The 25,060-nt window shown below is 58.5% G+C and carries 17 protein-coding genes; 13 read left to right on the top strand and 4 right to left on the bottom strand.

Annotation, left to right across the window (positions count from 1 at the left end; genetic code table 11):
* Window positions 1-52: 52 nt before the first annotated feature.
* From NBV64_RS00795 to NBV64_RS00780, 4 genes are all read left to right on the top strand, one after another.
* Window positions 53-3,832, top strand: a complete 3,780-nt coding sequence (locus tag NBV64_RS00795; RefSeq protein ID WP_250756451.1) for a phospholipase effector Tle1 domain-containing protein — start codon at window positions 53-55, stop codon at window positions 3,830-3,832.
* A 121-nt stretch (window positions 3,833-3,953) separates the two neighbouring features.
* Window positions 3,954-5,639: an arginine--tRNA ligase gene (argS, locus tag NBV64_RS00790; protein ID WP_250756450.1), complete on the top strand. Its 1,686-nt coding sequence runs from the start codon at window positions 3,954-3,956 to the stop codon at window positions 5,637-5,639.
* 14 nt (window positions 5,640-5,653) lie between these two features.
* Complete coding sequence (locus NBV64_RS00785) at window positions 5,654-6,397, top strand: SPOR domain-containing protein (RefSeq protein WP_250756448.1); 744 nt, start codon at window positions 5,654-5,656, stop codon at window positions 6,395-6,397.
* An 89-nt stretch (window positions 6,398-6,486) separates the two neighbouring features.
* On the top strand, window positions 6,487-7,128 hold the full coding sequence (locus NBV64_RS00780) for a thiol:disulfide interchange protein DsbA/DsbL (RefSeq protein ID WP_009463582.1): 642 nt from the start codon (window positions 6,487-6,489) through the stop codon (window positions 7,126-7,128).
* Between the two features lie 117 nt (window positions 7,129-7,245).
* Here NBV64_RS00780 and NBV64_RS00775 read toward each other — a convergent pair whose 3' ends face one another.
* The gene (locus NBV64_RS00775) at window positions 7,246-8,424 is read right to left on the bottom strand and encodes an MFS transporter (RefSeq protein ID WP_250756447.1); all 1,179 of its coding nucleotides are present in this window, start codon (window positions 8,422-8,424) and stop codon (window positions 7,246-7,248) included.
* 107 nt (window positions 8,425-8,531) lie between these two features.
* Here NBV64_RS00775 and NBV64_RS00770 point away from each other — a divergent pair, with 107 nt between their 5' ends.
* Window positions 8,532-9,440 (top strand): LysR family transcriptional regulator, encoded by a 909-nt coding sequence (locus NBV64_RS00770; RefSeq protein WP_250756445.1) that lies wholly within the window; start codon window positions 8,532-8,534, stop codon window positions 9,438-9,440.
* A 16-nt stretch (window positions 9,441-9,456) separates the two neighbouring features.
* On the opposite strand, the gene metC is transcribed toward NBV64_RS00770, so the two are convergent.
* Window positions 9,457-10,653, bottom strand: a complete 1,197-nt coding sequence (gene metC, locus NBV64_RS00765; protein WP_250756443.1) for a cystathionine beta-lyase — start codon at window positions 10,651-10,653, stop codon at window positions 9,457-9,459.
* 113 nt (window positions 10,654-10,766) lie between these two features.
* Complete coding sequence (locus NBV64_RS00760; protein ID WP_035269270.1) at window positions 10,767-11,843, bottom strand: MBL fold metallo-hydrolase; 1,077 nt, start codon at window positions 11,841-11,843, stop codon at window positions 10,767-10,769.
* A gap of 115 nt (window positions 11,844-11,958) precedes the next feature.
* Here NBV64_RS00760 and NBV64_RS00755 point away from each other — a divergent pair, with 115 nt between their 5' ends.
* From NBV64_RS00755 to NBV64_RS00720, 8 genes are all read left to right on the top strand, one after another.
* A complete protein-coding gene (locus NBV64_RS00755; RefSeq protein WP_009463587.1) occupies window positions 11,959-12,351 on the top strand; it encodes a MerR family transcriptional regulator in 393 nt (130 codons plus the stop codon).
* 81 nt (window positions 12,352-12,432) lie between these two features.
* A complete protein-coding gene (locus tag NBV64_RS00750) occupies window positions 12,433-13,611 on the top strand; it encodes an isovaleryl-CoA dehydrogenase (protein ID WP_250756442.1) in 1,179 nt (392 codons plus the stop codon).
* A 69-nt stretch (window positions 13,612-13,680) separates the two neighbouring features.
* The gene (gene aceK / locus NBV64_RS00745; RefSeq protein WP_250757276.1) at window positions 13,681-15,492 is read left to right on the top strand and encodes a bifunctional isocitrate dehydrogenase kinase/phosphatase; all 1,812 of its coding nucleotides are present in this window, start codon (window positions 13,681-13,683) and stop codon (window positions 15,490-15,492) included.
* A complete protein-coding gene (locus NBV64_RS00740; protein WP_250756441.1) occupies window positions 15,485-16,666 on the top strand; it encodes an acetyl-CoA C-acyltransferase in 1,182 nt (393 codons plus the stop codon). The genes aceK and NBV64_RS00740 overlap by 8 nt, the downstream gene beginning before the upstream one ends.
* 72 nt (window positions 16,667-16,738) lie before the next feature.
* On the top strand, window positions 16,739-18,346 hold the full coding sequence (locus tag NBV64_RS00735) for a carboxyl transferase domain-containing protein (RefSeq protein WP_021447122.1): 1,608 nt from the start codon (window positions 16,739-16,741) through the stop codon (window positions 18,344-18,346).
* Between the two features lie 14 nt (window positions 18,347-18,360).
* Window positions 18,361-20,373 carry an acetyl/propionyl/methylcrotonyl-CoA carboxylase subunit alpha gene (locus NBV64_RS00730; RefSeq protein WP_250756440.1) on the top strand — a complete coding sequence of 671 codons (2,013 nt, stop codon included), beginning with the start codon at window positions 18,361-18,363 and terminating at the stop codon, window positions 20,371-20,373.
* A gap of 110 nt (window positions 20,374-20,483) precedes the next feature.
* The gene (gene gluQRS, locus NBV64_RS00725) at window positions 20,484-21,392 is read left to right on the top strand and encodes a tRNA glutamyl-Q(34) synthetase GluQRS (protein ID WP_250756438.1); all 909 of its coding nucleotides are present in this window, start codon (window positions 20,484-20,486) and stop codon (window positions 21,390-21,392) included.
* 389 nt (window positions 21,393-21,781) lie between these two features.
* Window positions 21,782-22,240, top strand: a complete 459-nt coding sequence (locus tag NBV64_RS00720; protein ID WP_009463598.1) for a Smg family protein — start codon at window positions 21,782-21,784, stop codon at window positions 22,238-22,240.
* 245 nt (window positions 22,241-22,485) lie between these two features.
* Here the strand turns inward: NBV64_RS00720 and NBV64_RS00715 are convergent, their stop codons facing one another.
* Complete coding sequence (locus NBV64_RS00715) at window positions 22,486-24,996, bottom strand: GDYXXLXY domain-containing protein (RefSeq protein ID WP_250756436.1); 2,511 nt, start codon at window positions 24,994-24,996, stop codon at window positions 22,486-22,488.
* Between the last annotated feature and the right edge of the window lie 64 nt (window positions 24,997-25,060).

Here is a 25,060-nt window from a genome sequence, read left to right as displayed (position 1 = left end):
GATACACACCCCTGCAAGATAGCAGGATTTTCCCCGTCTTGGAGAGTCCTTCATGCCTGCCGCGTTTCTGCCATGGTTAATCTTGCTCTTGACCACCTTGCCGTCCCTGGTCTGGTCACAAAGCTCGCTTGAATGTCCATTGCCTCCATCTTCCACCCGCTGCGCACCAGCGGCCGCCTTGGGGGAACAGGCCGAGCCCGCAACGGATATGGGTTTGCTCAATCCCGTGGATTTGCTCAGCGGACAAAAATACCAAAGTGATACAGACCTGCCGCTAAGCCAGGCCTGGCCTTTGCTGCAATTACAGCGTCATTGGAATGGGCAGGGGCAAAACCCCACACCGACACTTGGGCAAACTGGCTGGGCCTTGAATTACGACCTGCAATTGCGGCAGCAAGGCCATGCCTTGTTCATGCCGGATGGAAGACAAACGCGCTTGTACCCACCTGCACAGCGGCAAAGTTCGGGCTGGTTCTGGCAAGGGCCGAATGGTTTGATTCTGCGGTTTGATGAGCAGGGCTGGTTAATCCATGTGCGTATATCTACCCAGCAGTGGCTGGATATAGAACGTTTTGCGGGCACGCATCCGCAGGCGTATGCGGTTAACACTGTCCGTAATCATTTGGGCCAAGCGCTGGTGTTTGACTGGAAAAGCCAAACGCAGGAGTCGGTGTCGCTACCAGGGCTGGAACAGAGCAAAGAACCAGGACAAAACCAAACTCAAGTTCAGGCATCAGGACAGGTTCAATCCCAAACTAAAACCAGTTCCCTGACCCATGTCACAAGGGCGGTAAGGGCAGCGGGAACGGCCGCAGTAGCAGCAGCGACGACGGAGGCAACTACGGCTACGGCTACGGCTACGGCTACGGCTACGGCTACGGCTACGGCTACGGCTACGGCTACGGCTACGGCTATCAATATTAAAACCCCGGCCGGGCCATTTCGCTTGCTTCTGGAACGGCAGAATCAACAAATCTGGCTGGCCAGCGTCAGCCGTCCGGACGGCATGCAACGTCTCTATCATCCAGCCCCCACACCTTGGTCGCACCGTTTGGGTGGCAGCAGCCTGCAAGCACCGGGGCAAGCCCCTCAGCCAATCCAACAATGGGAGTACGACGCCCAAGGCCGAGTCAATAGGTTGATCTCCCACGCCTTCAAGCAAGACTGGACGGCACGCTATGAGCCGGGTCTGAGCGAATGGTCCATAGGTACGGAGCGACATCGCTTCCATTACCGAGACCATCAAGGCCTGCAGCGGCTACAAAAACTGGAAAGCCGCTTGTGTAGGGACTGTCCGGCCCACAGCACGGAATGGCAATATGACCCACAAGGGCGCTGGTTGCAGGCCGGACCTTGGACAGCGCAACGCCGGGCAAATGGAACGCTCTCTCGACTGGAGAAAAGGCAGGGCGGCTGGGGAGCATTACGTTTGGAGCTGAATGAAAAAGGGCGCTTGCAAAGTTGGGCAACCAGCCAGCATGGAAGCGAAACACGGCGCTGGAACCCGAATGGCAAACTGACGCACCTCGAATATGCCGAAGGAGGCGCGCTCCAAATTCAGTACGACCAACAGGGACGCCTGAGCAGTCTTGAACATCAACAAGGTCAGGACACTGAACGCAGTGAGCTGGACTGGCTCGGGCCTGGCGCGCTGCGCATTCTTCATCCCACAGAAACGCAATGGCTCAAATTGCGGGCCGGTTTACTACAAGAGCGCCGTTTGGAACGCCGCCATAGTCCCGGCCAACGCTGGACCGAGCGCTTTGAGTACGACGAGCAGCGCAAGCTGACGCGGCACACCCTGCCGGAAGGTGGCCAGCTACGCTATCACTGGGACAAAAGCGGACGATTGCTGTCTCTGGAGTGGATCAAGCAAACCGGGCAAAGCCAGACCGTGATCCACGCACAAGAGGTGGGCTATGCCTGGGGCAATGGCCTTCAACTGATCAGCCATGCGAACAGCACCGGGCAGGCGGTGGATTTGATGCTTTTGCAGCCGGATGGCAAACCTGCCTGGACACAAGCCCGCCGTCTGGATGCCCAAGGCAGGGTGCTGGAGGATCGTCATGAATACCCGCTGCTACAGCAAACCCGTCATTGGCTGTTGCACTACGACGCCCAAAGCCGGCTCATCGCTTTCCGCCAGGACCAGACAGAACCCGAACAGTGGCTGGCCTGGAGCCACAACGGTGAACTGGCTGCACGCCACCCGAGGCCAGCCGCCTCCATTCAGCGTTCATCCTCCGGCACGGCGAAAGCCGTCGGAAACCTGAATCTGGACTACGGCCCCAACCGTCGCTTGAAGCGTGTGCAAACAGCAAGCTCCACACTGGTCGAATACCGGCACGATGCCTTTGGCCAACGCATCTGGCGCAAGCAAGGCAATCAGGAGCGTGCCTTCTTCTTTCACGGCCAGCAATTAATGGCTGAGCTGGATTTACCAGCTACACCCGGCCAGCTCATCTCCCGGCGCTATCTGTATGCCGGGCTGACACCAATAGGCATGATTGTTTATCAGCCAGACGGACAAGGGCAGCTGTATTACCTGCATAGTGATTTGATGGGAGCTGTGCGGCTGATTAGCGATCAGCAAACCCAGCCGGTTTGGGCTGCCGACCTGAACCCTTTAGGACAGGCCGAACCTTTGCTTGAAACCCTGGAATTCAATCTACGTCTGCCGGGGCAGTACGCGGAATCGGCTACCGGCTGGCACGACAATCTCTTGCGTACCTATCTACCCGATCACGGACAGTATCTGGAAGCGGACCCGTTGGGGCCCTGGCCACAAACCCAGGCCGTGGGTTACGCACAGCAACAGCCTTTGCGTCATATTGATCCCACCGGCCTGCTCCTGTTCGCCTTTGATGGCACACGACAGGCTCCTATTACCAATAGCAATGTGTGGAAACTGTCGCAGTTGTATCAGGATGGGGCGGTGCATTATGCCGCAGGGCCGGGTGATCCAGTCACCCTGAACTGGGATGCACTGACTGCTTGGCGAGCAGGGCAGATTCTGGAGTCGCAATGGAACAATTTTCTGAATCGCATGCAGGAACAAGGCCCGGCTCCTAACGCTGTACCCGTGGACTTGCTGGGTTTCTCTCGGGGAGCGGCACTGGCACGAGACTTTTCCAATCGAATTCTGGACCACGTGCAGCAGGGCTGGTTTGTGCTGAATGATCCGCAGCGCGGCGCCATCCGTGCCTGCATCACGCCCCGTTTTTTAGGGCTGTTCGACACCGTGGCCCAGTTCGGGCTGGGAGGCGGCAGCAACTCCCAATACCGCCTGGGTGTGTCTGACGCCTGGAGCTGGGTTGCTCATGCCGTCGCCATGCATGAACACCGCGCCTACTTCCCTTTAAGCGCCCTGGCAGAGGCCATGAATACCGTGGAAATGCCTTTTATCGGCGCGCACAGCCAAATTGGCGGCGGTGTGCTGCCTGATGAAGACGAAGAAACCATCAGCGATCTGGATAAGGTAGCGCTGGCCTGGATGCATTGGCAGGCCAGGGCGACGGGCCTGACGCTGGCGGAACTGGCGCACACAGACCTTAGCGTCCTTCACCCTGTATTACTGGACATGCGCCTGCCTGGGCTGCGACTGACTAAAGGCAGTTTGCGGGGTGTGGACTATCACGGAGCGGGTCGAAACCTGATGTATCAGGACCTGCATCCACGTCTGGGGCAGGCTACCCAACAATCCATTGAAACCGTGATCAAACGCCATAACAGCTGGCGCATCCGTCCCGGAAATCAAGTGGGTTGGGTAGACATGGACGCTTACGATACGTGGTTACATAACCACCTGGGATGGGAGCGACAGGCTTCTTGAAAAGAATTTGGCGTCAAATCACGCTATCATGTGGGGCTATCCGGCGGGCCAATGTCGCGCCTTCCATCTGGGGCGTGTTCCACACGCCGCAGTTGTCTTTCTACCAATCCAGACCTTTCCTATGCTTGCTGAGCAACAATCTCAATTAATCGCCTGCCTCCAGGCTGCCGTCCGTGCCATCTTGCCCCAGGCTGAACCCAACATCACGCTGGAGCGCCCCAAAGTGGCTGCGCACGGTGATGCTGCCTGCAATATTGCCATGCAACTGGCCAAACCAGCCGGTCGCAACCCGCGCGAGCTGGCTCAGCAAATCGTCGATACCCTCCTGGCGGATCCGAACGCCGCCGCTTTGCTGGCAGGCGCGGAAATTGCCGGTCCGGGCTTTATCAACTTTCGTCTGTCCACCGCCACGCACCAGGCTGTCCTGAAGACCATTGCTGAACAGGGCGATAACTTCGGTCACCTTGCTCCTACTCAGGAAAAGCTGATGGTGGAGTTCGTGTCGGCCAACCCGACCGGCCCCTTGCACGTGGGCCACGCCCGCCAAGCCGCGCTGGGCGACTCGCTGTGCCGCGTATTCAGCTCCCAAGGCTACGACGTAACCCGCGAGTTCTACTACAACGACGCCGGTAACCAGATCGACAACCTGACCACCAGCGTGCATGCCCGTGCCCGTGGCATCGAGCCCGACAGCGAGCAATTCCCTGCTGACGGCTACAAAGGCGACTACATCCTGGACATCGCCCGCGACTATCTGGCCGGCGCAACCGTTCAGGCTGCCGATGGTGCTTCCGTCACCGCCAGTGGTGATCTGGACAATCTGGAAGACATTCGCCGCTTTGCCGTGGCCTATCTGCGCCGCGAGCAGGATCTGGACTTGCAAGCCTTCGGCCTGAAGTTCGACAACTTTTACCTGGAAAGCTCGCTGTATACCTCCGGCAAGGTTGAAAAAACCGTGCAGGCCCTGATCGACGCCGGTCACACCTATGAGCTGGACGGCGCGCTGTGGCTGCGCACCACGGAACTGGGCACAGGCGACGACAAAGACCGCGTAATGCGCAAATCCGAAGGCGGTTACACCTACTTCGTGCCGGACGTGGCCTACCACGTGGCCAAGTGGGAACGCGGTTTCCACCACGCCATCAATATTCAAGGCTCCGACCACCACGGCACCATTGCCCGTGTACGCGCTGGCCTGCAAGGTCTGGGTCTGGGTATCCCCAAGGAATTCCCGGCCTACATCCTGCACAAGATGGTCAAAGTCATGCGCAATGGCCAGGAAGTGAAAATTTCCAAGCGCGCAGGCAGCTACGTCACCTTGCGTGACCTGATCGAATGGGTAGGCCAGGACGCCGTGCGCTTCTTCCTGATCCAGCGCCGTGCCGACTCCGAATTTGTATTCGATATCGATCTGGCCCTGTCCAAGAGCGAAGAAAACCCGGTTTACTACATCCAGTACGCCCATGCCCGTATCAACTCCGTGTTGAACCAGTCGGCAGAACTGCTGGATCAGGTTCCTCAGGCCGACATCACGCCTTTGACCGCCCCCACCGAAATCGCCCTGCTGCAACGCCTGTCCGAATACCCCAATGTGCTGGCCCAATCCGCTCGCGAATTGGCTCCTCACCACATTGCCTTCTGGCTGCGCGACTGCGCGGCGGACTTCCACTCCTGGTACAACGCCGAGCGCGTGTCGGTAGACGACACCACCTTGCGTCTGGCCCGTCTGCGTCTGGCCCAGGCCTGCGCCCAAGTCATTCGCAATGGTCTGAACCTGCTGGGTGTGTCCGCACCCGAACGTATGTAAACCCATAGGCAGATATGGCAAGAGCACGTAAAAAATCCAGTAGTTCCGGCGGTACCTATACCGGCATTCTGATTGGCCTGATTCTGGGTCTGGGCGCGGCGGTCGCCGTTGCCCTGTTTGTCACCAAAGTGCCCATGCCCTTTGTGGACAAGGCCAGCCGGGACAAACCTACCGTTGCCTTGCCTGAAGGGCGAGACTTGCTGGACCCGAACCGGGACCTGTATGGCAGCTCCAGTGGACAAACTCCTCCGCCGGGCGACACCATTCCCGGTTTGACCTTGCCCCCCGTGAATTTGCCCAGCATCCCGTCCAAGCCTGCTGCACCGGACGCCTTGGGTGATCTGATCGCCACCTTGCCCGCCATGGGTACGGAACCAGCTCGCCAGCCAGAGACTCGCAATACCGCTCCTGCGGTAACGCCTCCGGCCACAGCGCCTGCCACACCAAGCATCCCGGCACCGGCCACCAGCAAACCCGCCACACCAGCTCCGGCTGCGCCCCCGGCGGCGACCAAGCCAGCCACCACCTCCACCCCCTACTACCTGCAAGCAGGCGCATTTCGCAACAATGCGGACGCCGAAGCCATGAAGGCCCGCTTGTTGATGCTAGGCTTTGACGCTTCAGTGCAAAGTGCACAGGTCAATGGCAGCACGGTGAACCGGGTACGCATGGGCCCCTTCAAGGGCATAGACGAAATGAACCGGGCACGCAGCCGTCTGGCCGAGGAAAAAATTGATACTTCGGTGGTCCGACCCTAAGCAATTTGTGCCAAAGGCAGCCCCAAGGTGAACTTTTCCGCCATTGCACAGGTCATAGACCTCATCTTCCCCATTAAGGAAATTGATTCATGAAGCTGAACGCATTGTTTGTACGATCCCTGGTCGGTGCCAGTCTCTTGGCTGGGGCGACCTTGTTGCCCGCCACCAGCGCGCTGGCTCAACAAGCCGACCAAGGCTACGTTACCCTGCCTGCGGCTCAGCCCTCGGACAGCGTCGGTAAAACCGAAGTGCTGGAGTTCTTCTCCTACAGCTGCCCACACTGCGCCATCCTGGAACCCAAGGTCGAAGCCTGGTCCAAGACCCTGCCAGACAACGTAGTACTGCGCCGTGTGCCTGTTGCCTTCAATGCCGGCATGACTGATCTGCAAAAGCTGTACTACACCCTGGAAGCCATGGACCGTCTGGACCTGCATCCCAAGGTGTTTGAAGCCATCCACCAGAAACGTGAGCGCATTTTTGATGCCAAGACCATCACGGCCTGGGCAGCCGCGCAAGGCGTAGACAAGGCTCGCTTCGAGCAGACCTTCAACTCCTTTGGTGTGCAGACCAAGGCCAATAAAGCCAACGAACTGTCCAACACCTACCAGATTCAGGGCACACCTAGTCTGGCAGTAGGCGGCAAGTTTGTGACTTCCCCTGCACTGGCCAATGGTTACGACGAAAGCATCACCAAAGCTCAAGAGCTGGTGAAGATGGTCACCAACCGCTAATCAGCGGTTTGGCTGAGCCATACAGCCAAGGGCCCTCAAGACTGGATTCGTTCCGGTTTTGAGGGCCCTTGGCGTTTCCGCTTGCGGTTCCCAGGCATAAACCTCAACCTCGCCCGATCAAGCGCGTAGTCGTCTCCAGAGCATCGCCAGAACACCGCTCAACAAGGCCAGGATCGCCGCCGTTAACACAGCAGCCAGCAAACCACTTTGCGCAATCATCGCTCCACCCAGAATCGCCCCAAAACCGGTTCCCGCATTGGCTGCCGCCACATTCAAGGTTCCTGCCAGAGCTTCAGCCTGCGGCGCAGTCTGCATGACTCGTACCTGACACACCGGAAACAGCGCGGTATACGCTAGCCCCCACAAGGCCAAGGCAGGTACCCAAAGATACAAGGACGAAGCCCCCATCACCGCGAGACTCATCGCCACGCCCAACAAGACGACAAACAAAGCCGTACTGCGCAAGGCACTCCGATCCACCAGACGTCCGCCCCAGTAATTGCCCACCAGCCCTATCGCGCCAAAGCCCATCAAGCACCAACCCACCCAAGCGGCAGGCACCTGCATGACACGCTCCAGCACCTCGGCCAGATAGGTATAGGCGGTAAACATGGCGGTAAAGACCAATACCGACAAGGCAATATGTGCCATGACTCGGCTATCGCGCAGCAAGCGGGCTTGTTCAGCCAAACGCACGCGTGCCGTTCCCGGTACTGCTGGCATCCACGCGGCCAGTAACAAGGCCATCAACAAGGACAAGGCCGCCAACATCCAGAACGCTCCCCGCCAGCCCATTGTGTCAGCGGCCAGCGTTCCTAAAGGAATGCCAAACAGCAGGGCGGCTGAAATGCCCAAATACACTTTGGAGACGGCTCGCCCCGCGGCTTCCGGTCCCGCCAGACGGCCCGCTGTTTCACTGGCCATGCCCCAGAATACGGGCAAGGCCATGGCTGGCAAAAACCGCGCCAAAGCCAGAACCCAGATATTGGGGGCCACAGCGGCCAAAGCGTTCGCTGCCGCAAAGAGCAGCAAGATACTGATAAACAAGGGTTTGCGCGCCACATGCGCCAACAGGGCCGTCAGGGGCGGCCCAAACAGCATCACGGTAAAGCCAAACAGGGTCAGCAACTGCCCTGCCAGGGAGATTGAGATTCCCAAATCTCGGGACAAGGCGGGCAACAGGCCAACAATCAAATATTCGGTGGTGACAATAACAAAGGCGGCTGCAGCCAGAATCACGACTGCCAAGGCACTGCCTGCATGGGCAGGCCGGCTTGAGTGGACCAGGGTAGACATCTTCAACTTCCAGCAATCAAGGAAACCCCAGTCTATTCAAGACTATAGATCCTATCTCTGGTAAATTTTCCTCCTATTAATGACAAATATTCCAGAATAGATTCGCCATGATCCCATCCGAACGACTGAAAGGCATCGCCGCTTTTGTCGCCAGCGTTGATGCCGGCAGTTTTACCGCCGCCGGGCAGGCGCTGAACTTGAGCGGTTCAGCCATCAGCAAAAGCGTGGCTCGTCTGGAAGAGCGCCTGGGTGCACGCCTGCTGGAGCGTAGTACCCGGCGCTTGGCGCTGACCGATGCCGGTACGGCGTTCTATCACAGTTGCGTACGCGTTCTGTCTGAACTGGAACAGGCCGAGCAATCCTTGGCCTCTCGTCATGAGGCCCCGCTAGGCAAGCTGCGTATTGATGCCCCGGCCACATTCGGGCGCTTGAAGGTATGGCCCTTGTTGCTGCAGCTCCGACAGCAATACCCGCGTCTGGACATGCACCTGTCCTTGTCAGACCGCTTTGTGGATGTTGTGGAAGAAGGCATCGATCTGGCCGTGCGCATTGGTGGTCCGGCACCGGACTCACCCCACCTGGGCTATCAGCATCTAGGCCGCGAGCGCCTGATTTTCTGCGCCTCACCCACTTATTTGAACCGTGCAGGGGTCCCCTCAGCCTTAGCCGACCTGCAGCACCACGAAAAGGTTCTATATGGTCGGGCCGATGGCAGTACCGGCCCCTGGCGCATCCTGCATGACAACGGCCTGACAGAACGACAGGAACAAAGAGGGGGGTTGGTCGTAGGCAATGCCGAGGCCCAGATCATGGCTGTATTGGCACACGGCGGCATCGCTCAGCTAGCCACCTGGCTGGTGCAGGAGCATTTGGATAACGGTGAATTGATCGCCGTGCTGCCGCAACTCGATACCGAGGGGCTACCGCTGAGTCTGATCTGGCCCATAGGCCGACAGCTGCTGCCCAAAGTCAGTGCAAGCCTGGCTCATTTAAGCCAGGGTTTGTGCATTGCCTGACTAGTCAGTTAAAGCGTTAAACCTGCGCCGCCGTCTCAAAAGCCTGCGTCAGGTCAGCGCACAAGTCTTTGGTCGATTCCAAACCGATATGCAGGCGCACCAGACTGTCCTGGCTGTCCTGCCAGTAGCTATGGCCACTTAGAAACGCTGTATCCACCAACTGCACCAGGCTTTCAAACCCCCCCCAGGAGAAGCCGATACCAAACAAGGTCAGGGCATCTACGAATGCGCGTGCCTGAGCATTGTTCAGCTTCAGTTGTACCGAGAGCATGCCATTGGAGCCCGTGCAGTCACGTTGCCACAAGACATGGCCAGGATCCTGCGGCCATGCCGGGTGATAAATACGGGTGACTTCAGGGCGACTATCCAGAAACTGACACACGGCCAACGCATTGGCGGCGCTTTCACGCATACGAATGGGCAGGGTACGGACACCGCGCAAGGCCAACCAGGCATCGTCGGCGCTGATGGAAAAACCCAGCGCATAGTGATTGTCGTGCAGACGCTTATTGATCGCCGGGTCAACCGACATCACCGCACCCAGCATCAAATCGGAGTGACCTGCCACATACTTGGTCCCAGCCACGATAGACACGTCAAAACCCAATTCCAAGGGACGGTAGATATAGCCCGAGCCCCAGGTGTTGTCAGTAACCAGCAGCAAATCGTGCTTGCGACCAAACTCCGCCAAGGCAGGCATATCCAGCATTTGCATCAACAAGGAGCCGGGTGACTCCACGTACACCATGCGGGTATTGTCCTGCAGATGACGTGCCATTTCCTCGGGGGTCGGTGCACAGAACGTGGCCTGTATGCCCATGCGGCGCAACACGGTCTTTTTCAGATAACGCACCGGACCATAAGCACTGTCAGCAATCAGCACGTGATCGCCAGAATCCAGCAGTGCCAGCAAACCCAAGGTAATCGCTGCCATGCCGGACGGTGCCAGCAAAGCCTGGGTGGCAGATTCCAGCTGACAGAACACCTGCTCCAGTGCAGCGTGAGTATCCATGCCCGAGCGCCCGTAGGTAACCGAGCGTTTTTCAGGATCTGCCTTGTCCGCCTGGGCTCGATCCAGAGCGTCCAGATTGCGAAAGCGCACCGTGCTGGTGCGCATGATGGGCACGGCCACCGGCGCCGCATCGGTATGCGGATCGAACGGGGCCAGACCCGTATGTTGCAAGGCGGTGTCCAGGGCGAGATCAGAGCTCATAGTGTTGGCAGGCGGTAGCAAGAAAAGCTCTACGCTACCACAGGCCAGCGGGCCCGGTCGCCTCTGCCAACAGTCGCTATATTGCCCCTTCTTATTAAGAGGCGCCCCAGTGTTTAAATGCGCTGGAAACGGTAAACCCCATCCTCGCCCATCTCACGACGCAAACGATCATCAAAATACAAGGCGTGCAGGTGAGCAATGGCCTCGCCCATGGCAAAGGTCATCTGATGCGAGTCCAGCTTGCGATGAAAGAGCACAGGCAGAATATCGGCGGCGGTACAGGGCTGGGCACAGGCTTCCAACACTTCTTCCAGACGCTCGGCGTGATGTTCCTGCTGCTGACGAATGCGCTCGTGCATGCCACGGAAAGGCTTGCCATGCGAAGGCAACACCAAAGTATCCGGGGCCAGATCCTGATAGGACAGCAGGGAGTTCAGGTACAAAGGCAAGGGATTCGCAAAGGGCTCGGTATCGAACACGCTGATATTGGTGGAGATACGCGGCAAAAGCATGTCACCGGAGATCAGCACCTTCAGTTCTTCACAATACAGGGACATATGCTCGGGAGCATGGCCGTAGCCCACGATCAAACGCCAGGGGCGACCGGCAATCACCACACGCTGACCATCCATCAAGCGCACAAAACGCTCGGGCACCGAAGGCACCATCGAAGGGTAGTAATCCCCACGGCTGCGAATCTGTTCACGGGCTTTCTCATCTTGCAGGCCGTGACGGACAAAATGCGCTTCTGCCGCCACACCATTCGGGCCACCGGCCTCCGCGCCAGTCTGGCGTCCACCTGTCCCCGACCACAGCCTGGCGGTCGCGTAGTCCGTCATGCTGATCCACAAAGGTGCATTCCAGCGCTGGCACAACCAGTCCGCCAAACCGACATGATCCGGGTGCATGTGAGTAACGATCACGCGCAGCACGGGCAAGCCTTCCAGCTCGCTCTGGAAGACCTGTTCCCACAGTTCGCGCACTTCGGGACGGGCGACGCCACAATCCACAATGGTCCAGCCCTCGCGCCCCTCGATTTGGTCGCGCAATAGCCACAAATTGATGTGATCCAGCGCAAAAGGCAAAGGCATACGCAGCCAACGCACCCCCGGCGCGACTTCCAGGCTGCCACCCGCTGGGGGCAGGGTATCTGCCCAGGGATAATTCAATTTTTGTTCGTTAGGATTCATGCTCGCTCCAATGAATGGCTCTTGTAGGGCGTAAGGGCTGTCCATACTAAAAGGCCCTAGTTCCCTCTCTAGCTCTATGGCATGATAGTTTACGTTTACGTAAATCACACTAAAAATGACAACGACAACCTGGACAATATCGGATCTGGCGCACGAGTTTGGCATCACGCCTCGTACCCTGCGCTTCTATGAAGACCAAGGGATCTTGAGCCCGCTGCGCCAAGGTACACAGCGCATTTATCAGCCCCGCGATCGTGCCCGCCTGAAGCTGGCTCTGCGTGGCAAGCGCCTGGGGCTGCAGTTATCGGAGATTCTGCGGCTGATCAATATGTATGAATCCCCGATGGACACGGCCTCCCAGCTTAAGCACTATCAGGAAGTCCTGAACGAGCACCGCCTGCGCCTGGAGCGTCAGCGGCAGGACCTGGATCAGACCTTGCAGGAGATTCAGGACCAGCTCGACATCTGTCACACCATGAGCGAACAGTTGAAGTTGGAGTCCCGATAAGGGAAAACCCATATATATGACGTTTACGTAAACGTAATATAAATACAATTCCACAACCCATTTATTTCCACGGAGTGTCTCATGAGCCTGCACGGCCTGAATTTCGATCTTGGCTCCGACCTGGACATGCTGCGCGACGCTGTCGCCGACTTCTCCCAGGCCGAAATTGCCCCCTTAGCGGCTCAACTGGATCACGATGACCAGTTCCCCATGCACTTGTGGAAGAAGTTCGGTGAGATGGGTTTGCTGGGCATGACCGTTAGCGAAGAATACGGTGGTGCGAACCTGGGCTATCTGGCTCACATGATCGCGATGGAAGAAATCTCCCGTGCCAGCGCCTCGGTGGCCCTGTCCTACGGCGCGCACTCCAACCTCTGTGTGAACCAGATCAACCGCAACGGTACAGAAGCCCAGAAGCAGAAATACCTGCCCAAACTGATCAGCGGCGAGCATATCGGTGCTCTGGCCATGAGTGAGCCCGGTGCCGGTTCGGACGTGGTCAGCATGAAGCTGCGCGCCGAAAAGAAGGGCGATCGCTACGTGCTCAATGGCTCCAAAATGTGGATTACCAACGGCCCGGACGCTGACACCCTGGTGGTGTACGCCAAGACGGACCCGCAAGCCGGCGCACGCGGCATTACCGCCTTCCTGATCGAAAAGAATTTTGCCGGTTTCTCCGTTGCCCAAAAGCTGGACAAGCTGGGTATGCGCGGCAGCCACACAGGCGAGCTGGTGTTCCAGGATTGTGAAGTCCCTGAAGAAAACGTGCTGGGCCAACTCAATGGTGGCGTCAAAGTGCTGATGTCCGGCCTGGACTACGAACGCGCCGTGCTGGCCGGTGGTCCGCTGGGCATCATGCAAGCCGTCATGGACGTGGTGATTCCTTACATCCACGACCGCAAGCAGTTCGGCCAGGCCATTGGCGAATTCCAGCTGATTCAAGGCAAGGTGGCCGATATGTACACCACCCTGCAAGCCAGCCGCGCCCTGTGCTATGCCGTGGGCAAGAATCTGGACCGTCTGGGTGCAGGCCATGTACGTTCTGTGCGTAAAGACTGCGCAGCCGCCATCCTGTACAGCGCTGAAAAAGCCACCTGGATGGCTGGTGAAGGTATCCAGATTCTGGGCGGCAACGGCTACATCAACGAATTCCCCACAGGCCGCCTGTGGCGCGATGCCAAGTTGTACGAGATCGGCGCGGGCACCAGTGAAATCCGCCGCATGCTGATCGGCCGCGAATTGTTCGCCGAAACCGCCTAAAAAGGCAAAGGCATGTCCAACCCTGATTTTGGCGAAACCACCGTCATTACCCCGGTTCAAAAACCGGGGATGACGGCTATCCAGGTGGCCCAGGCCATGCTGGATGGGTTCAATCGCCACTATGCGCTGTTTCGCTACAGCGCCCAGCGCGCCAAGTCTTTGTACGAATCAGGCGACTGGCATGGTATTCAGCAGCTCTCGCGCGAACGTATCGAGTACTACGCGACACGGGTGCGCGAATGCGCGGCCATGCTTAGCCAGAATCTGCGTTTGCATCAGCCCACGCCTTCCGATCCGGCCCATCTGGACGAGGCCCAGCAGCAGTTGTGGTTGCAAGCCAAGGCGGAGTTTGTGCGTTTGCTGTCGGGCCACCGTCAGCCGGAATGTGCCGAGACTTTCTTCAACTCCGTCTCCTGCCGTGTGCTGCATCGGCATTACTTTCGCAACGAATTCATTTTCGTGCGTCCAGCTGTTGCCACGGATTATCTGGACGGCGCGCTGCCTTCGTATCGGGTCTATTACCCCACCGAAGAAGGTCTGGAAACCAGCCTGACCAATATGCTGGCCGACTTCGGTCTGGCCGCCCCCTTTGCCGACCTGCCGCGCGATGTGCGCACGCTGGCTCGTATGGCCGTGCGTCAACTGTGCCGCCGTCTGCCACGTGGCTATGGCTCGCGCATTGGCTCGGACTGCCAGATTCAGGTGCTGAACTCCCTGTTCTTTCGTAACAAGGGCGCCTATGTGGTGGGCCGCCTGATCAATCAGGGTGAAGTGCTGCCGTTTTCGATTGCCATTTTGCATCGCCCATCAGGACACTTGTATATAGACGCCTTGCTGCACACCACGGACGACCTGTCCACGCTGTTCAGCTTTACCCGCGCCTATTTTCTGGTCGATATGGAAGCGCCATCGGCCTATGTGGACTTTCTGTCCAGCCTGCTGCCACGCAAGCCCAAGGCCGAGCTGTACACCGCCATCGGTCTGCAAAAGCAGGGCAAGACGCTGTTCTACCGCGACTTTCTGCACCACCTGTCGCACTCGCACGATCACTTTGATCTGGCTCCCGGTATTGCCGGTATGGTGATGACGGTATTTACCTTGCCGTCCTACCCCTATGTGTTCAAGCTGATCCGCGACCGGATTCAAAAGCAGGGCATGGACCACGCTACGGTACGCAGCAAATACCAGCTGGTTAAAAAACATGATCGTGTCGGGCGCATGGCCGACACCTGGGACTACGCTCAGGTGGCCTTGCCCAAGGCACGCTTTTCCGAAGCCTTGCTGGAAGAACTTCGCCGCGAAGTGCCCAGCCTGCTGGAAGAGTCCGAGGACACCATCCTGCTGCGCCACGTCTACATTGAACGACGCATGACCCCGCTGAACCTGTATCTGAACAAAGCCAGCGACCCCGCCCTGAATGCCGCCGTGGAGCAATACGGCAAGGCGATCCGGGAACTGGCCGCCGCCGACATCTTCCCCGGCGATATGTTGTTCAAGAACTTTGGTGTGACTCGTCTGGGCCGCGTCGTCTTCTATGACTACGACGAAATCCAGCACATGCGCGAGATGAACTTTCGCGCCATTCCGCCTGCACCAAATGAAGAAGCCGAAATGGCCAGCGAACCCTGGTATCCCATCGGCCCGAACGATGTATTTCCCGAAGAATTCGGCTACTTTCTATTGACCGACCCTCGTATTCGCAAAGCCTTCATGGCCCACCATGCAGAACTGCTGGAGCCTGAATGGTGGACTCAGTGCCGCTTGCGAGTGACGCAAGGTCGGATCGAAAATATTTTTCCGTATAACAAAGATCGGCAGCTGCACGAGTTTGCCAAACGCGGGCCGGTCTCCTCTTTGCAACCAGGAGTCTTTCATGACTAATTCCGTTGTCATCGTCTCGATCGCCCGCACCCCTATGGGCGGCATGATGGGTAGCCTGTCCGATCTGGCCGCCCACGAACTGGGCGCCGTCGCCATCAAGGCGGCCATGGAGCGCTCGGGCATTCAGGCCGACAAGGTCGACGAAGTGATCATGGGTAACGTGCTGCAAGCCGGTCAGGGCCAGGCTCCTGCACGCCAGGCTGCCTTGGGCGCCGGTCTGCCCCAGGGTGTAGCTTGCACCACCATTCACAAGGTTTGCGGTTCCGGTCTGAAAGCCGCCATGTTTGCCCACGACCTGCTCAAGGCAGGCAGCGTGGACGTAGTGGTGGCCGGCGGTCAGGAAAGCATGAGCAATGCTCCCTACCTGCTGCTGAAAGGCCGCGAAGGCTACCGCTACGGTCACTCCACCGTGTATGACCACATGGCCCTGGACGGCCTGGAAGACGCGTACAGCCGTGGCACCGCCATGGGTGTATTTGCCGAAGATTGCGCCAGCAAATACGAGTTCAGCCGCGAAGAGCAGGACGCCTACGCGCTGGAGTCGCTGCGCCGCGCTCGCCAAGCCAGCGATGACGGCAGCTTTGAATGGGAAATTGCGCCAGTCACCATCGCTGGCCGCAAGGGTGATGTCGTTGTTGCCAAGGACGAAGCCCCCACCAAAGCCATGCCCGAGAAGATCCCCACGCTGCGTCCCGCTTTCAAGAAAGACGGCACAATTACCGCTGCCAACGCCTCGTCCATTTCGGACGGTGCCGCCGCCATGGTGATCACCACCGAAGAAAAAGCCAAGGAATTGGGTGCCACACCGCTGGCCCGCATTGTGGCTCACACCCAGCACGCGCAAGAACCGGCCTGGTTCACGACCGCTCCAGTCGCTGCTATCCAGAAACTGCTGGATAAAACCGGTTGGAGCGTGGCTGACGTTGACCTGTTCGAGATCAACGAAGCCTTTGCCGTGGTGACCATGGCTGCCATGAAAGAGCTGAACATCCCGCACGACAAGGTCAACATCCACGGTGGTGCTACCGCCCTGGGTCACCCCATCGGTGCATCGGGTGCTCGCCTTCTGGCAACCTTGATCGGCGCACTGCGCAAGACCGGCGGCAAGCGCGGTATTGCCTCGCTGTGCATTGGCGGTGGCGAAGCTGTCGCCCTGGCCGTCGAGCTGGTTTAAAGCAAGCTCATCAGCCGGGCTGCGGCCCGGCTGATTTTATGGGCTTTTCTCTGTTCTCTTTCCAGGCACGCCATGTCAGTTATTGAATCCCGCATCAATCCGCGTTCCCAAGACTTTCAGGACAACGCCTCGATCATGCAGGCCCTGATCCTTGATCTGCGCCAAAAGCTACAGAAAACCGCCTTGGGTGGGTCCGAATCCTCCCGGCAACGCCATGTGGGTCGCGGCAAGCTGCTGCCCCGTGAACGCGTCGAACGTCTGCTTGATCCCGGCACCCCTTTCCTGGAGCTTTCGCCTTTGGCTGCCCAGGATGTCTATAACAACGAATCCCCGGGCGCAGGCATCATCACCGGCATTGGCCGCATTGCAGGCATTGAATGCGTGGTGGTCTGCAACGACGCTACGGTCAAGGGCGGTACTTACTACCCGCTGACCGTCAAAAAGCATTTGCGTGCCCAGGAAATTGCCCAACAGAACAATCTGCCCTGCGTGTACCTGGTGGACTCGGGCGGGGCCAACCTGCCCAATCAGGAAGACGTGTTCCCGGATCGTGACCACTTTGGCCGCATCTTCTACAACCAGGCCAATATGTCGGCCCAGGGCATTGCCCAGATTGCGGTCGTGATGGGTTCGTGTACCGCTGGCGGTGCCTACGTTCCAGCCATGAGTGATGAATCCATCATCGTGCGCGACCAGGGCACCATCTTCCTGGGTGGCCCTCCACTGGTCAAAGCCGCAACCGGTGAAGAGGTCAGCGCCGAAGACTTGGGCGGTGGCGATGTACACACCCGTCTGTCCGGCGTAGCTGACCATCTGGCGGAAAACGATCTGCATGCGCTGGAGCTGGCGCGCCGCTGCGTAGGCCGCCTGAACCGTGAGAAGAAACTGCCCTGGCCGCTGAAAGAAGTGCGCGAGCCACGCTACGACCCGCAAGAGCTGAACGGCATCATCCCTGCCGACACCCGCAAACCCTACGATGTGCGCGAAGTCATCGCCCGCATTGTGGATGACTCGGATTTTGATGAATTCAAGGCCCGCTTTGGCACCACGCTGGTGACCGGCTTTGCCCATATCCACGGCATGCCTGTAGGCATCATTGCCAACAACGGCATTCTGTTCTCCGAAGCGGCCCAGAAGGGCGCCCACTTCATCGAACTGTGCTGCCAGCGCAAGACGCCTCTGGTGTTCCTGCAGAACATCACCGGCTTCATGGTGGGCCGCAAGTACGAAAACGAAGGGATCGCTCGCCACGGAGCCAAGCTGGTGACTGCTGTCTCTACCGCGGCCGTGCCCAAATTCACCGTGATTCTGGGCGGCTCCTTTGGTGCCGGTAACTACGGCATGTGTGGCCGCGCCTTCAGCCCACGCCTGCTGTTCCTCTGGCCCAATGCCCGTATCTCGGTCATGGGTGGTGAACAGGCGGCCAGCGTGCTGGCTACCGTGCGCCGTGATGGCCTGGAAGCCCGTGGTCAGACCTGGAGTGCCGAGGAAGAAGAAGCCTTCAAGGCCCCCATCCGTGAGCAATACGAACATGAAGGCCACCCCTACTACGCCACCGCGCGTCTGTGGGATGACGGCATCATCCAGCCTTCGGATACCCGGCGCGTTCTGGCCCTGGGCCTGTCCGCCGCCTTGAACGCCCCTATTGAAGACACCCGCTTTGGCGTGTTCCGCATGTAAGACAAGGAGACACTGTGTTTCAGACCCTGCTGATAGCCAATCGCGGTGAAATTGCCTGCCGGGTGGCCGCCACTGCCCGCAGCCTGGGGCTGCGTACCGTTGCGGTTTACTCCGACGCGGACGCCGACGCCCAGCACGTACGTGCTTGTGATCAAGCCGTGCGCATCGGTGGCCCCGAGCCACGCGACAGTTATTTGAAGATCGACGCCATTCTGGAAGCCGCCCGTGCCACTGGCGCGAATGCCATCCACCCTGGCTACGGTTTTCTGTCCGAGAACGAACACTTTGCTCGCGCTTGTGAAGAAGCCGGCATTATTTTTGTAGGCCCGCCCGCTCAAGCCATTGCGGCCATGGGCAGCAAGTCCGCCGCCAAATCCCTGATGGAAAAAGCCGGTGTACCCTTGGTGCCCGGTTACCACGGCGACAATCAGGACCCCGACTTTCTGCACAAACAAGCCGACCAGATCGGCTACCCCGTGCTGATCAAGGCCAGTGCCGGTGGTGGCGGCAAGGGCATGCGCATTGTGGAAGAGTCCGGCGCGTTCCTGGAAGCCCTGCGCTCTTGCCAGCGCGAAGCCGCCAGCAGCTTTAGCGACGACCGCGTACTGATCGAGCGCTACGTCACCAAGCCACGCCATATCGAAATTCAGGTCTTTGGTGACCAGCACGGTGGCTACGTCTACCTGTTCGAACGCGACTGCTCGGTACAGCGCCGTCACCAGAAAGTGATTGAAGAAGCTCCCGCCCCCGGCATGACGCCCGAGCGTCGCCAGGCCATGGGTGAAGCGGCCATTGCAGCAGCACGCGCCGTGAACTATGTGGGTGCAGGCACGGTGGAGTTCATTGCCGAGCAGGACGGACGTTTCTACTTCATGGAAATGAATACCCGCCTGCAAGTGGAGCACCCCGTCACCGAACTGATTACCGGCCACGATCTGGTGGAATGGCAGCTGCGTGTGGCCGATGGCCAACCTTTGCCTGCCAAGCAGGAAGAGCTGAGCATCAATGGCCACGCCATCGAGGTTCGCATTTACGCAGAAAACCCCGATAAGGACTTCCTGCCCTCCATCGGTACGCTGCGCAGCTTGCAGTACCCCGCCCATGCGTCCTTCACCTCCGGTGATGTGCGTATCGACAGCGGCGTGCGTGAAGGCAGCGTCATCAGCCCCTTCTACGATCCCATGATTGCCAAGGTGATCACCCATGGTGCTGATCGTGAGCAGGCCCGTCGTCGCCTGATTCGCACGCTGGCCGATACTCAAGTGGCCGGCGTACACACCAACAAGACTTTCCTGCAACGCCTGCTGGGCGATGAAGCCTTTGCCCAGGCCGATCTGGATACAGGTCTGATCCCACGCCGTCACGATGCGCTGTTCCCCAGCAATCAGGACGTTCCAGCGTCTGTGCTGGCCTTCGCCGCCTGCGCCGTGCTGACTCACCAGGGTCTGAGCGGACAAGCCTCCAACTCCGACCCCTGGGCGGTGCATGACGCCTGGCGTCTAAGCGGAGACTACGATCAGAAAGTAGCCTTGCAACTAGGCGAACAAACTCACGAAGTACTACTACAACGTCGTGAAAACCAGTGGCAGATCACACTGGGCGAAGCTCAACACGTGCTGCGCTGGCAAGCCGAGACAACCGCTGGTCTGGCCAAAACCCTGACCTTACGTCTGTGGCTGGATCAGGTCGAATATCGCGCCCAGGTGCTGCAAGATGGCGACCATCTACAAGTTGCCCAGGCCGGTTCGGACTGGACTCTGGCCGTGATCGACACCTTGGCCAGCGCCGGTACCAACAGCCAGGAAGCCCACGGCGGCCGTCTGACCGCTCCCATGCCCGGCAAGATCATTGCCCTGAACGTGGGCGCTGGTGACAGCGTCAAGCAGGGTGATGTGCTACTGGTCATGGAGGCCATGAAGATGGAACATTCCATTCAGGCACCGGCTGATGGCACCGTGGCCGAGCTGTTCTTTGCCGTGGGAGATCAAGTGCCCGAGGGCGCAGAACTGGTCACCATGGAGAGCTGAAACTCCTCCCTTCCAGCCCGTGTAAAACGCATTGCCGGGCTGGAAAAATAGGCGTAAAGTCGCACTAACAAGAGCCCCCGTCCAGGGGCTCTTGCCGTTAAGAACGACTCATGACCGCCCAGCCCCTTACCCCTTACTGTGGTCGCTTTGCGCCTAGTCCCAGTGGTCCCTTGCACGAGGGTTCACTGGTGGCCGCTATGGCCAGCTACCTGGATGCACGCGCCCAGAACGGGCGCTGGTTACTACGCATTGAAGACATAGACACGCCACGCGTGGTCGCAGGGGCTGACCAGATCATCATGCAGCAGTTGCAAGGTCTGGGCATGCGCTGGGATGGCGAGGTGCTTTGGCAAAGCCAGCGGCAGGCACGCTATCAAGAAGTGTTTGATGGCCTGCGCGAGCGAGATCTTGTCTACGGCTGCGCCTGCACCCGTCAGGAAATTCTGGCGGCTTCCCTGCCAGTCGCGCCGGATTCGCACGAATATCCCTATGCAGGCACCTGCCGCCACGGCATCCCGGTAGACCGTGCCATCCGTGCTTGGCGGCTGCGTGTCCCGGAAGGGGTGGAACACTTCACCGATCGCTGGGCCGGGCCGCAGCAACAGGACGTAGCCAAAGAAGTAGGGGACTACATTCTTAAGCGCGCCGACAAGCTCTGGGCTTACCAGTTTGTTGTGGTCATTGATGATGCAGACAGCCAGATCACCGATGTTGTACGCGGTGCCGACTTGCTCAGCTCCACCGCCCGCCAACGCGTACTGCAAAAAGTCCTGGGCCTGCCTGTACCGCGCACGTTGCACGTGCCGCTGGCCTGCGATGAGCAAGGCCGCAAGCTCTCCAAACAGAACCATGCCCCGGCCTTTGACCTGGAGCATCCTATGGAGACACTGCAACGCGTCTGGGCCTTTCTGGGGTTTGCTCCCGTGGCTGCGAACACCCTGGACGAGTTCTGGAGCCAGGCCATCAGTGCGTGGGCGCAGCGCTTCCCGCTGCCTGCGGAGCCAAGCCCGAACAGTTGAGCCACGAGCCGAGGCTGGATGCGGATGCGGATGCGGATGCGGATGCGGATGCGGATGCGGATGCGGATGCGGATGCGGATGCGGATGCGGATGCGGATGCCAGCTAGTTTAGTGGCCTTTCAACCGCTGCGGTCCCACTTGCAGGGTTTCAAATAAACGACAGTTTCTGCCCCAACAATCGATTTATGTTTCAATCATAAAGACGCCCCGCCGCAAAGGGCGTCTGCCAGAGCAGACCCAGGCAAAAAGCAGTCTGGATGCGCAAGGCAAGACCCATCCATCCCCTGAACACCCCATTTGCCCCCTACCGCAAATCAGCGTAAAGTTTGGTCACTGGTTACCGAAATCACGCAGTTTTTTTAATCACTTAGGACGGCAACCTTATACCCATGTTTGATATCCTGGTTTATCTATTCGAGACGTATTACAACCCCCAGTCCTGTCCCAAGGCGGAGGTTCTGGCCCACAAATTGGCCGCTATTGGCTTTGAAGACGAGGACATCAACGACGCACTGGGCTGGTTACATGCACTGGGCGAGACCTCGCAGCAGTGTCAGCCTACGGCTCAACTCAGTCCCAACAGTCAGCGTATTTTTTCTGAGCACGAACAACATGTGCTGGGCGCTGATGCCATGGGTTTCATCACCTTTTTGCAGAATTCCGGCGCTCTTACCGCCCACCTGCGCGAAATCCTGATTGAAAGCGCCATGACGGTGGACGAAAGCCCGGTCTCGTTGGACAAAATAAAAATTGTCGCCCTGATGGTTTTGTGGAGCCACGAAGCCGAAATCGATCACCTGATCTTTGAAGAGCTGCTCAGCGACGACTCCACCCGTCAGTCCCACTAAGCTGATACACAGGAACCTATTTTTTGTTCAAGAACCGGCCCCGATAAAGAGGGTCCTTCAACACAAAAAGCCAAGGCCCGAATCCGACGCCACATCGGACTCGGGCCTTTTTGATTAGGCTTGCTGCTGACTGGCTCTGGCTTGGCTGCCTCTAGCGAAACAAACCCCAGATACAAAAAAGCCGGATTGTCTTTATTAGAGACAATCCGGCTACAGGCTATTGAACGCAGTTGTTCAGCTCAGGCTTACTTGATTTCCTTTCTGTCCTTGTCCAGCATCGCGCGCAGCAGGCTTTGGCCATCCTCGACCACCGCAAACTCGCCATAACGGGCGGCATCGAAGCGATCTGCCGAGCCTTCAGCGAAGAACCAGGCATCTGTTCCAGGCGTCCAGTTACTGCGGTGACGACGCATGCGCAAGCGCATCACATCGGAAGGTTCAGCCACAGGGCCTTCTTCGCTCCACAGACGCTCCTGGCCGTCCTGCTCCAGATAAACACCCTTGAACTGCGCCACCTTGTTCTCATCCAGCTGCACCGCCACAACAACCCATTGCTGAGCGTCCATCTTGGCAAGCGCATCCTTGGGCAAGCCCCAGGACAGGGCAGACAAGTTCTGCGACAGGGCAAAGTTCAAGGACATATAGTCGCCCTGCATCAGCGAACGGGGGTCCACCGGAGCCAGTTCCAGCAACACCGTCTGACCATCGCTCAAGATACGTTCTTTTTGCACGATGGCCACGTTGGCCACACCCAGCACCAGCATGGTCCCCAGCAGAACGCTGGCAACCATACCTTTGGGCGCGTCCTGCAAGCTTGCTGCCGTCCCTGCCTTCTTGCGGCTCAACTGACCCAAATAGGCAAAGACCAGACATCCCACCCCGGTTGCCAGCAACAGCTCGGCCTTGTCCAGCAAACTGATATTCAGGATGTAATACAGACGCCAGAGGCAGAACAGGCCCATTGCCACGGCCACCGCCAACAAGCTGAGATAACGCCAGGCATAAGCTACCAGAATCCAGCTCAAGGCCAGGGCCACCGGCGGATAGGGAGTCCAGACTGCGCACAAAGCGGCCATCCCCAGCAAGGCAATGCCATAGACCAGGGGTTGGTCACGCCAACCGCGCCAATAAAACGCCAGTATTGCCAAAGGAGCCATGGCCAGCAGAAAGCCAGCTACGGTCAGGTACGGCCGCGACTCGTCCCAAAAGGGCATGGAATAAAACAGTGTGCCCGCCCAAATAAGATGAATCTGGGAAGCGAGCAGCAAGGACCAGAACAAGGGCAGCCAGAAATGCGGCTTGCGCTCACCACGCAAATAAAGATGCCCCAGCCACAAGGCGGCAAAAAACATGAATGCCGCGGGCATTTCCAGCACCCAATAAGGCATCATGGTCCAGCGATCAAACAAGCGCTCGATCACCAGAAACTCGATCGCGGCCAGTGCCCAAATCACCAGCAACATGCGCAATACGAACTGGCCTTTGGCAAGCCTGTACAGCAAGGTACTGATCACGACGGCTATCATGGCGCTGGCCTCAAGTGGCCAGGGGTAGCGCAAGTCCATAACCGGCACGCTCAGCAAGAGCAACGCACACGCAACCCAGCCGCCGACCAGATCCTGGCTGGGTACTGTGTGAGCCTTGGCAAACAGCACGGGGGACACCAGAGCCATGATGCCGCCCAGTACACCCAACGCTTCCAGACTCAATTCCAGAGAAACACCCAGGTACAGCAGAATAATCAGCGGTAACAGCAGGTATAAGAACAGCTTGATCACGCGCAGATACCAGGGGTGATGCTCGTCACTATCCTGAGCGTCAGCTTGAACACTAGCCTGTGCGTTGGCCAGGATCTCTGCTGTTGGGGCGGCAGGACTTGTTGTCCTTGCTGCGTTCACTGATGCTTGGGTTGCAGCCGCTTCAGCTCCAGCATGAGTCCGTCGCCAATGGACGACCTGTTGCTGCAGGAAGCGCAGCAAGCCCAGGCCCAGACCCACAATAACCACCACGATCAGCAGGAACGCATCGCCTGCATACTCGATAATCAGCATGCTCAAGGAGCCATACGCGCCGAACGAGGCCAAGGACATGATCAGCAAATCCGGGCGGCGGTAGTGATAAATACCGTACAGCACCAGGAACAGGACCAGTCCCAGCAAGGAGTTGCCTTCCATGACCTGGGCACCGATGAAAAAGCCCACCGCAATTGCTGCCACACGCGGCACGATGCGCCACGGGTCATGACGCGCACGCCAGATGGTTTCGGCTGCCAGCAACAGCAGCACATTGACTGCCAGAGCCAGCAAGGTCTGCGTGGTGTAACTGCGCCCGAACCAGCCCAAGCGGGCAACATCTATCCATAAGTACAAGGCGGTATTGATCAGTACCAGCCACAGCACCGACAGAAAGACACTGCGCACTGTGAATACCCAAGGTATGATCAGCACAGTCCACAATGCGAAAAGCTGCCAAGGGTCTGCGCCGGTCTGATAAGTCTGGCCAATCAGCGCCAGCAAACCGCCCGTGGCCACGGCGGCCAGGCCGGTCAAGGCAGCCGGCACTCCCAGATCATGACCCCAGCCACCGGAACGTCGGCGAAACAGCAAGGCCAGCCCTGCAGAAACCAGCACGGCGCCTTGAGCCAGGGCAAATTTGGCTACGTGCCCCCAGTTTTCCCAATTGGCCGCAATCCAGGTCACCAGACCACTAGCGAGCAGCAAAACGGCCAAACCCCAGGCCAGTTTTGTCAGAAACACTCGCCAGTCTGTGGGCCATACGTTAGTCTTGTCAGGTCTCATAACTTGCATAGAGGGATAAGCA

Source organism: Alcaligenes sp. DN25 (assembly GCF_023674485.1).
Classification (GTDB): domain Bacteria; phylum Pseudomonadota; class Gammaproteobacteria; order Burkholderiales; family Burkholderiaceae_B; genus Alcaligenes; species Alcaligenes phenolicus.
Note: the sequence above shows the minus strand (reverse complement) of the source record. Positions and strands in the feature narration are given on the sequence as shown.

What these genes read in the sequence shown, in the direction of transcription:
- aceK (WP_250757276.1), top strand. Translation starts at nt 13,681, where the DNA reads ATGACGGCTATCCAGGTGGCCCAGGCCATGCTGGATGGGTTCAATCGC.
- NBV64_RS00760 (WP_035269270.1), bottom strand. Translation starts at nt 11,843, where the DNA reads ATGAATCCTAACGAACAAAAATTGAATTATCCCTGGGCAGATACCCTG.
- metC (WP_250756443.1), bottom strand. Translation starts at nt 10,653, where the DNA reads ATGAGCTCTGATCTCGCCCTGGACACCGCCTTGCAACATACGGGTCTG.
- NBV64_RS00740 (WP_250756441.1), top strand. Translation starts at nt 15,485, where the DNA reads ATGACTAATTCCGTTGTCATCGTCTCGATCGCCCGCACCCCTATGGGC.
- gluQRS (WP_250756438.1), top strand. Translation starts at nt 20,484, where the DNA reads ATGACCGCCCAGCCCCTTACCCCTTACTGTGGTCGCTTTGCGCCTAGT.
- NBV64_RS00755 (WP_009463587.1), top strand. Translation starts at nt 11,959, where the DNA reads ATGACAACGACAACCTGGACAATATCGGATCTGGCGCACGAGTTTGGC.
- NBV64_RS00770 (WP_250756445.1), top strand. Translation starts at nt 8,532, where the DNA reads ATGATCCCATCCGAACGACTGAAAGGCATCGCCGCTTTTGTCGCCAGC.
- NBV64_RS00785 (WP_250756448.1), top strand. Translation starts at nt 5,654, where the DNA reads ATGGCAAGAGCACGTAAAAAATCCAGTAGTTCCGGCGGTACCTATACC.
- NBV64_RS00780 (WP_009463582.1), top strand. Translation starts at nt 6,487, where the DNA reads ATGAAGCTGAACGCATTGTTTGTACGATCCCTGGTCGGTGCCAGTCTC.
- NBV64_RS00750 (WP_250756442.1), top strand. Translation starts at nt 12,433, where the DNA reads ATGAGCCTGCACGGCCTGAATTTCGATCTTGGCTCCGACCTGGACATG.
- NBV64_RS00720 (WP_009463598.1), top strand. Translation starts at nt 21,782, where the DNA reads ATGTTTGATATCCTGGTTTATCTATTCGAGACGTATTACAACCCCCAG.
- NBV64_RS00775 (WP_250756447.1), bottom strand. Translation starts at nt 8,424, where the DNA reads ATGTCTACCCTGGTCCACTCAAGCCGGCCTGCCCATGCAGGCAGTGCC.
- NBV64_RS00735 (WP_021447122.1), top strand. Translation starts at nt 16,739, where the DNA reads ATGTCAGTTATTGAATCCCGCATCAATCCGCGTTCCCAAGACTTTCAG.
- argS (WP_250756450.1), top strand. Translation starts at nt 3,954, where the DNA reads ATGCTTGCTGAGCAACAATCTCAATTAATCGCCTGCCTCCAGGCTGCC.
- NBV64_RS00795 (WP_250756451.1), top strand. Translation starts at nt 53, where the DNA reads ATGCCTGCCGCGTTTCTGCCATGGTTAATCTTGCTCTTGACCACCTTG.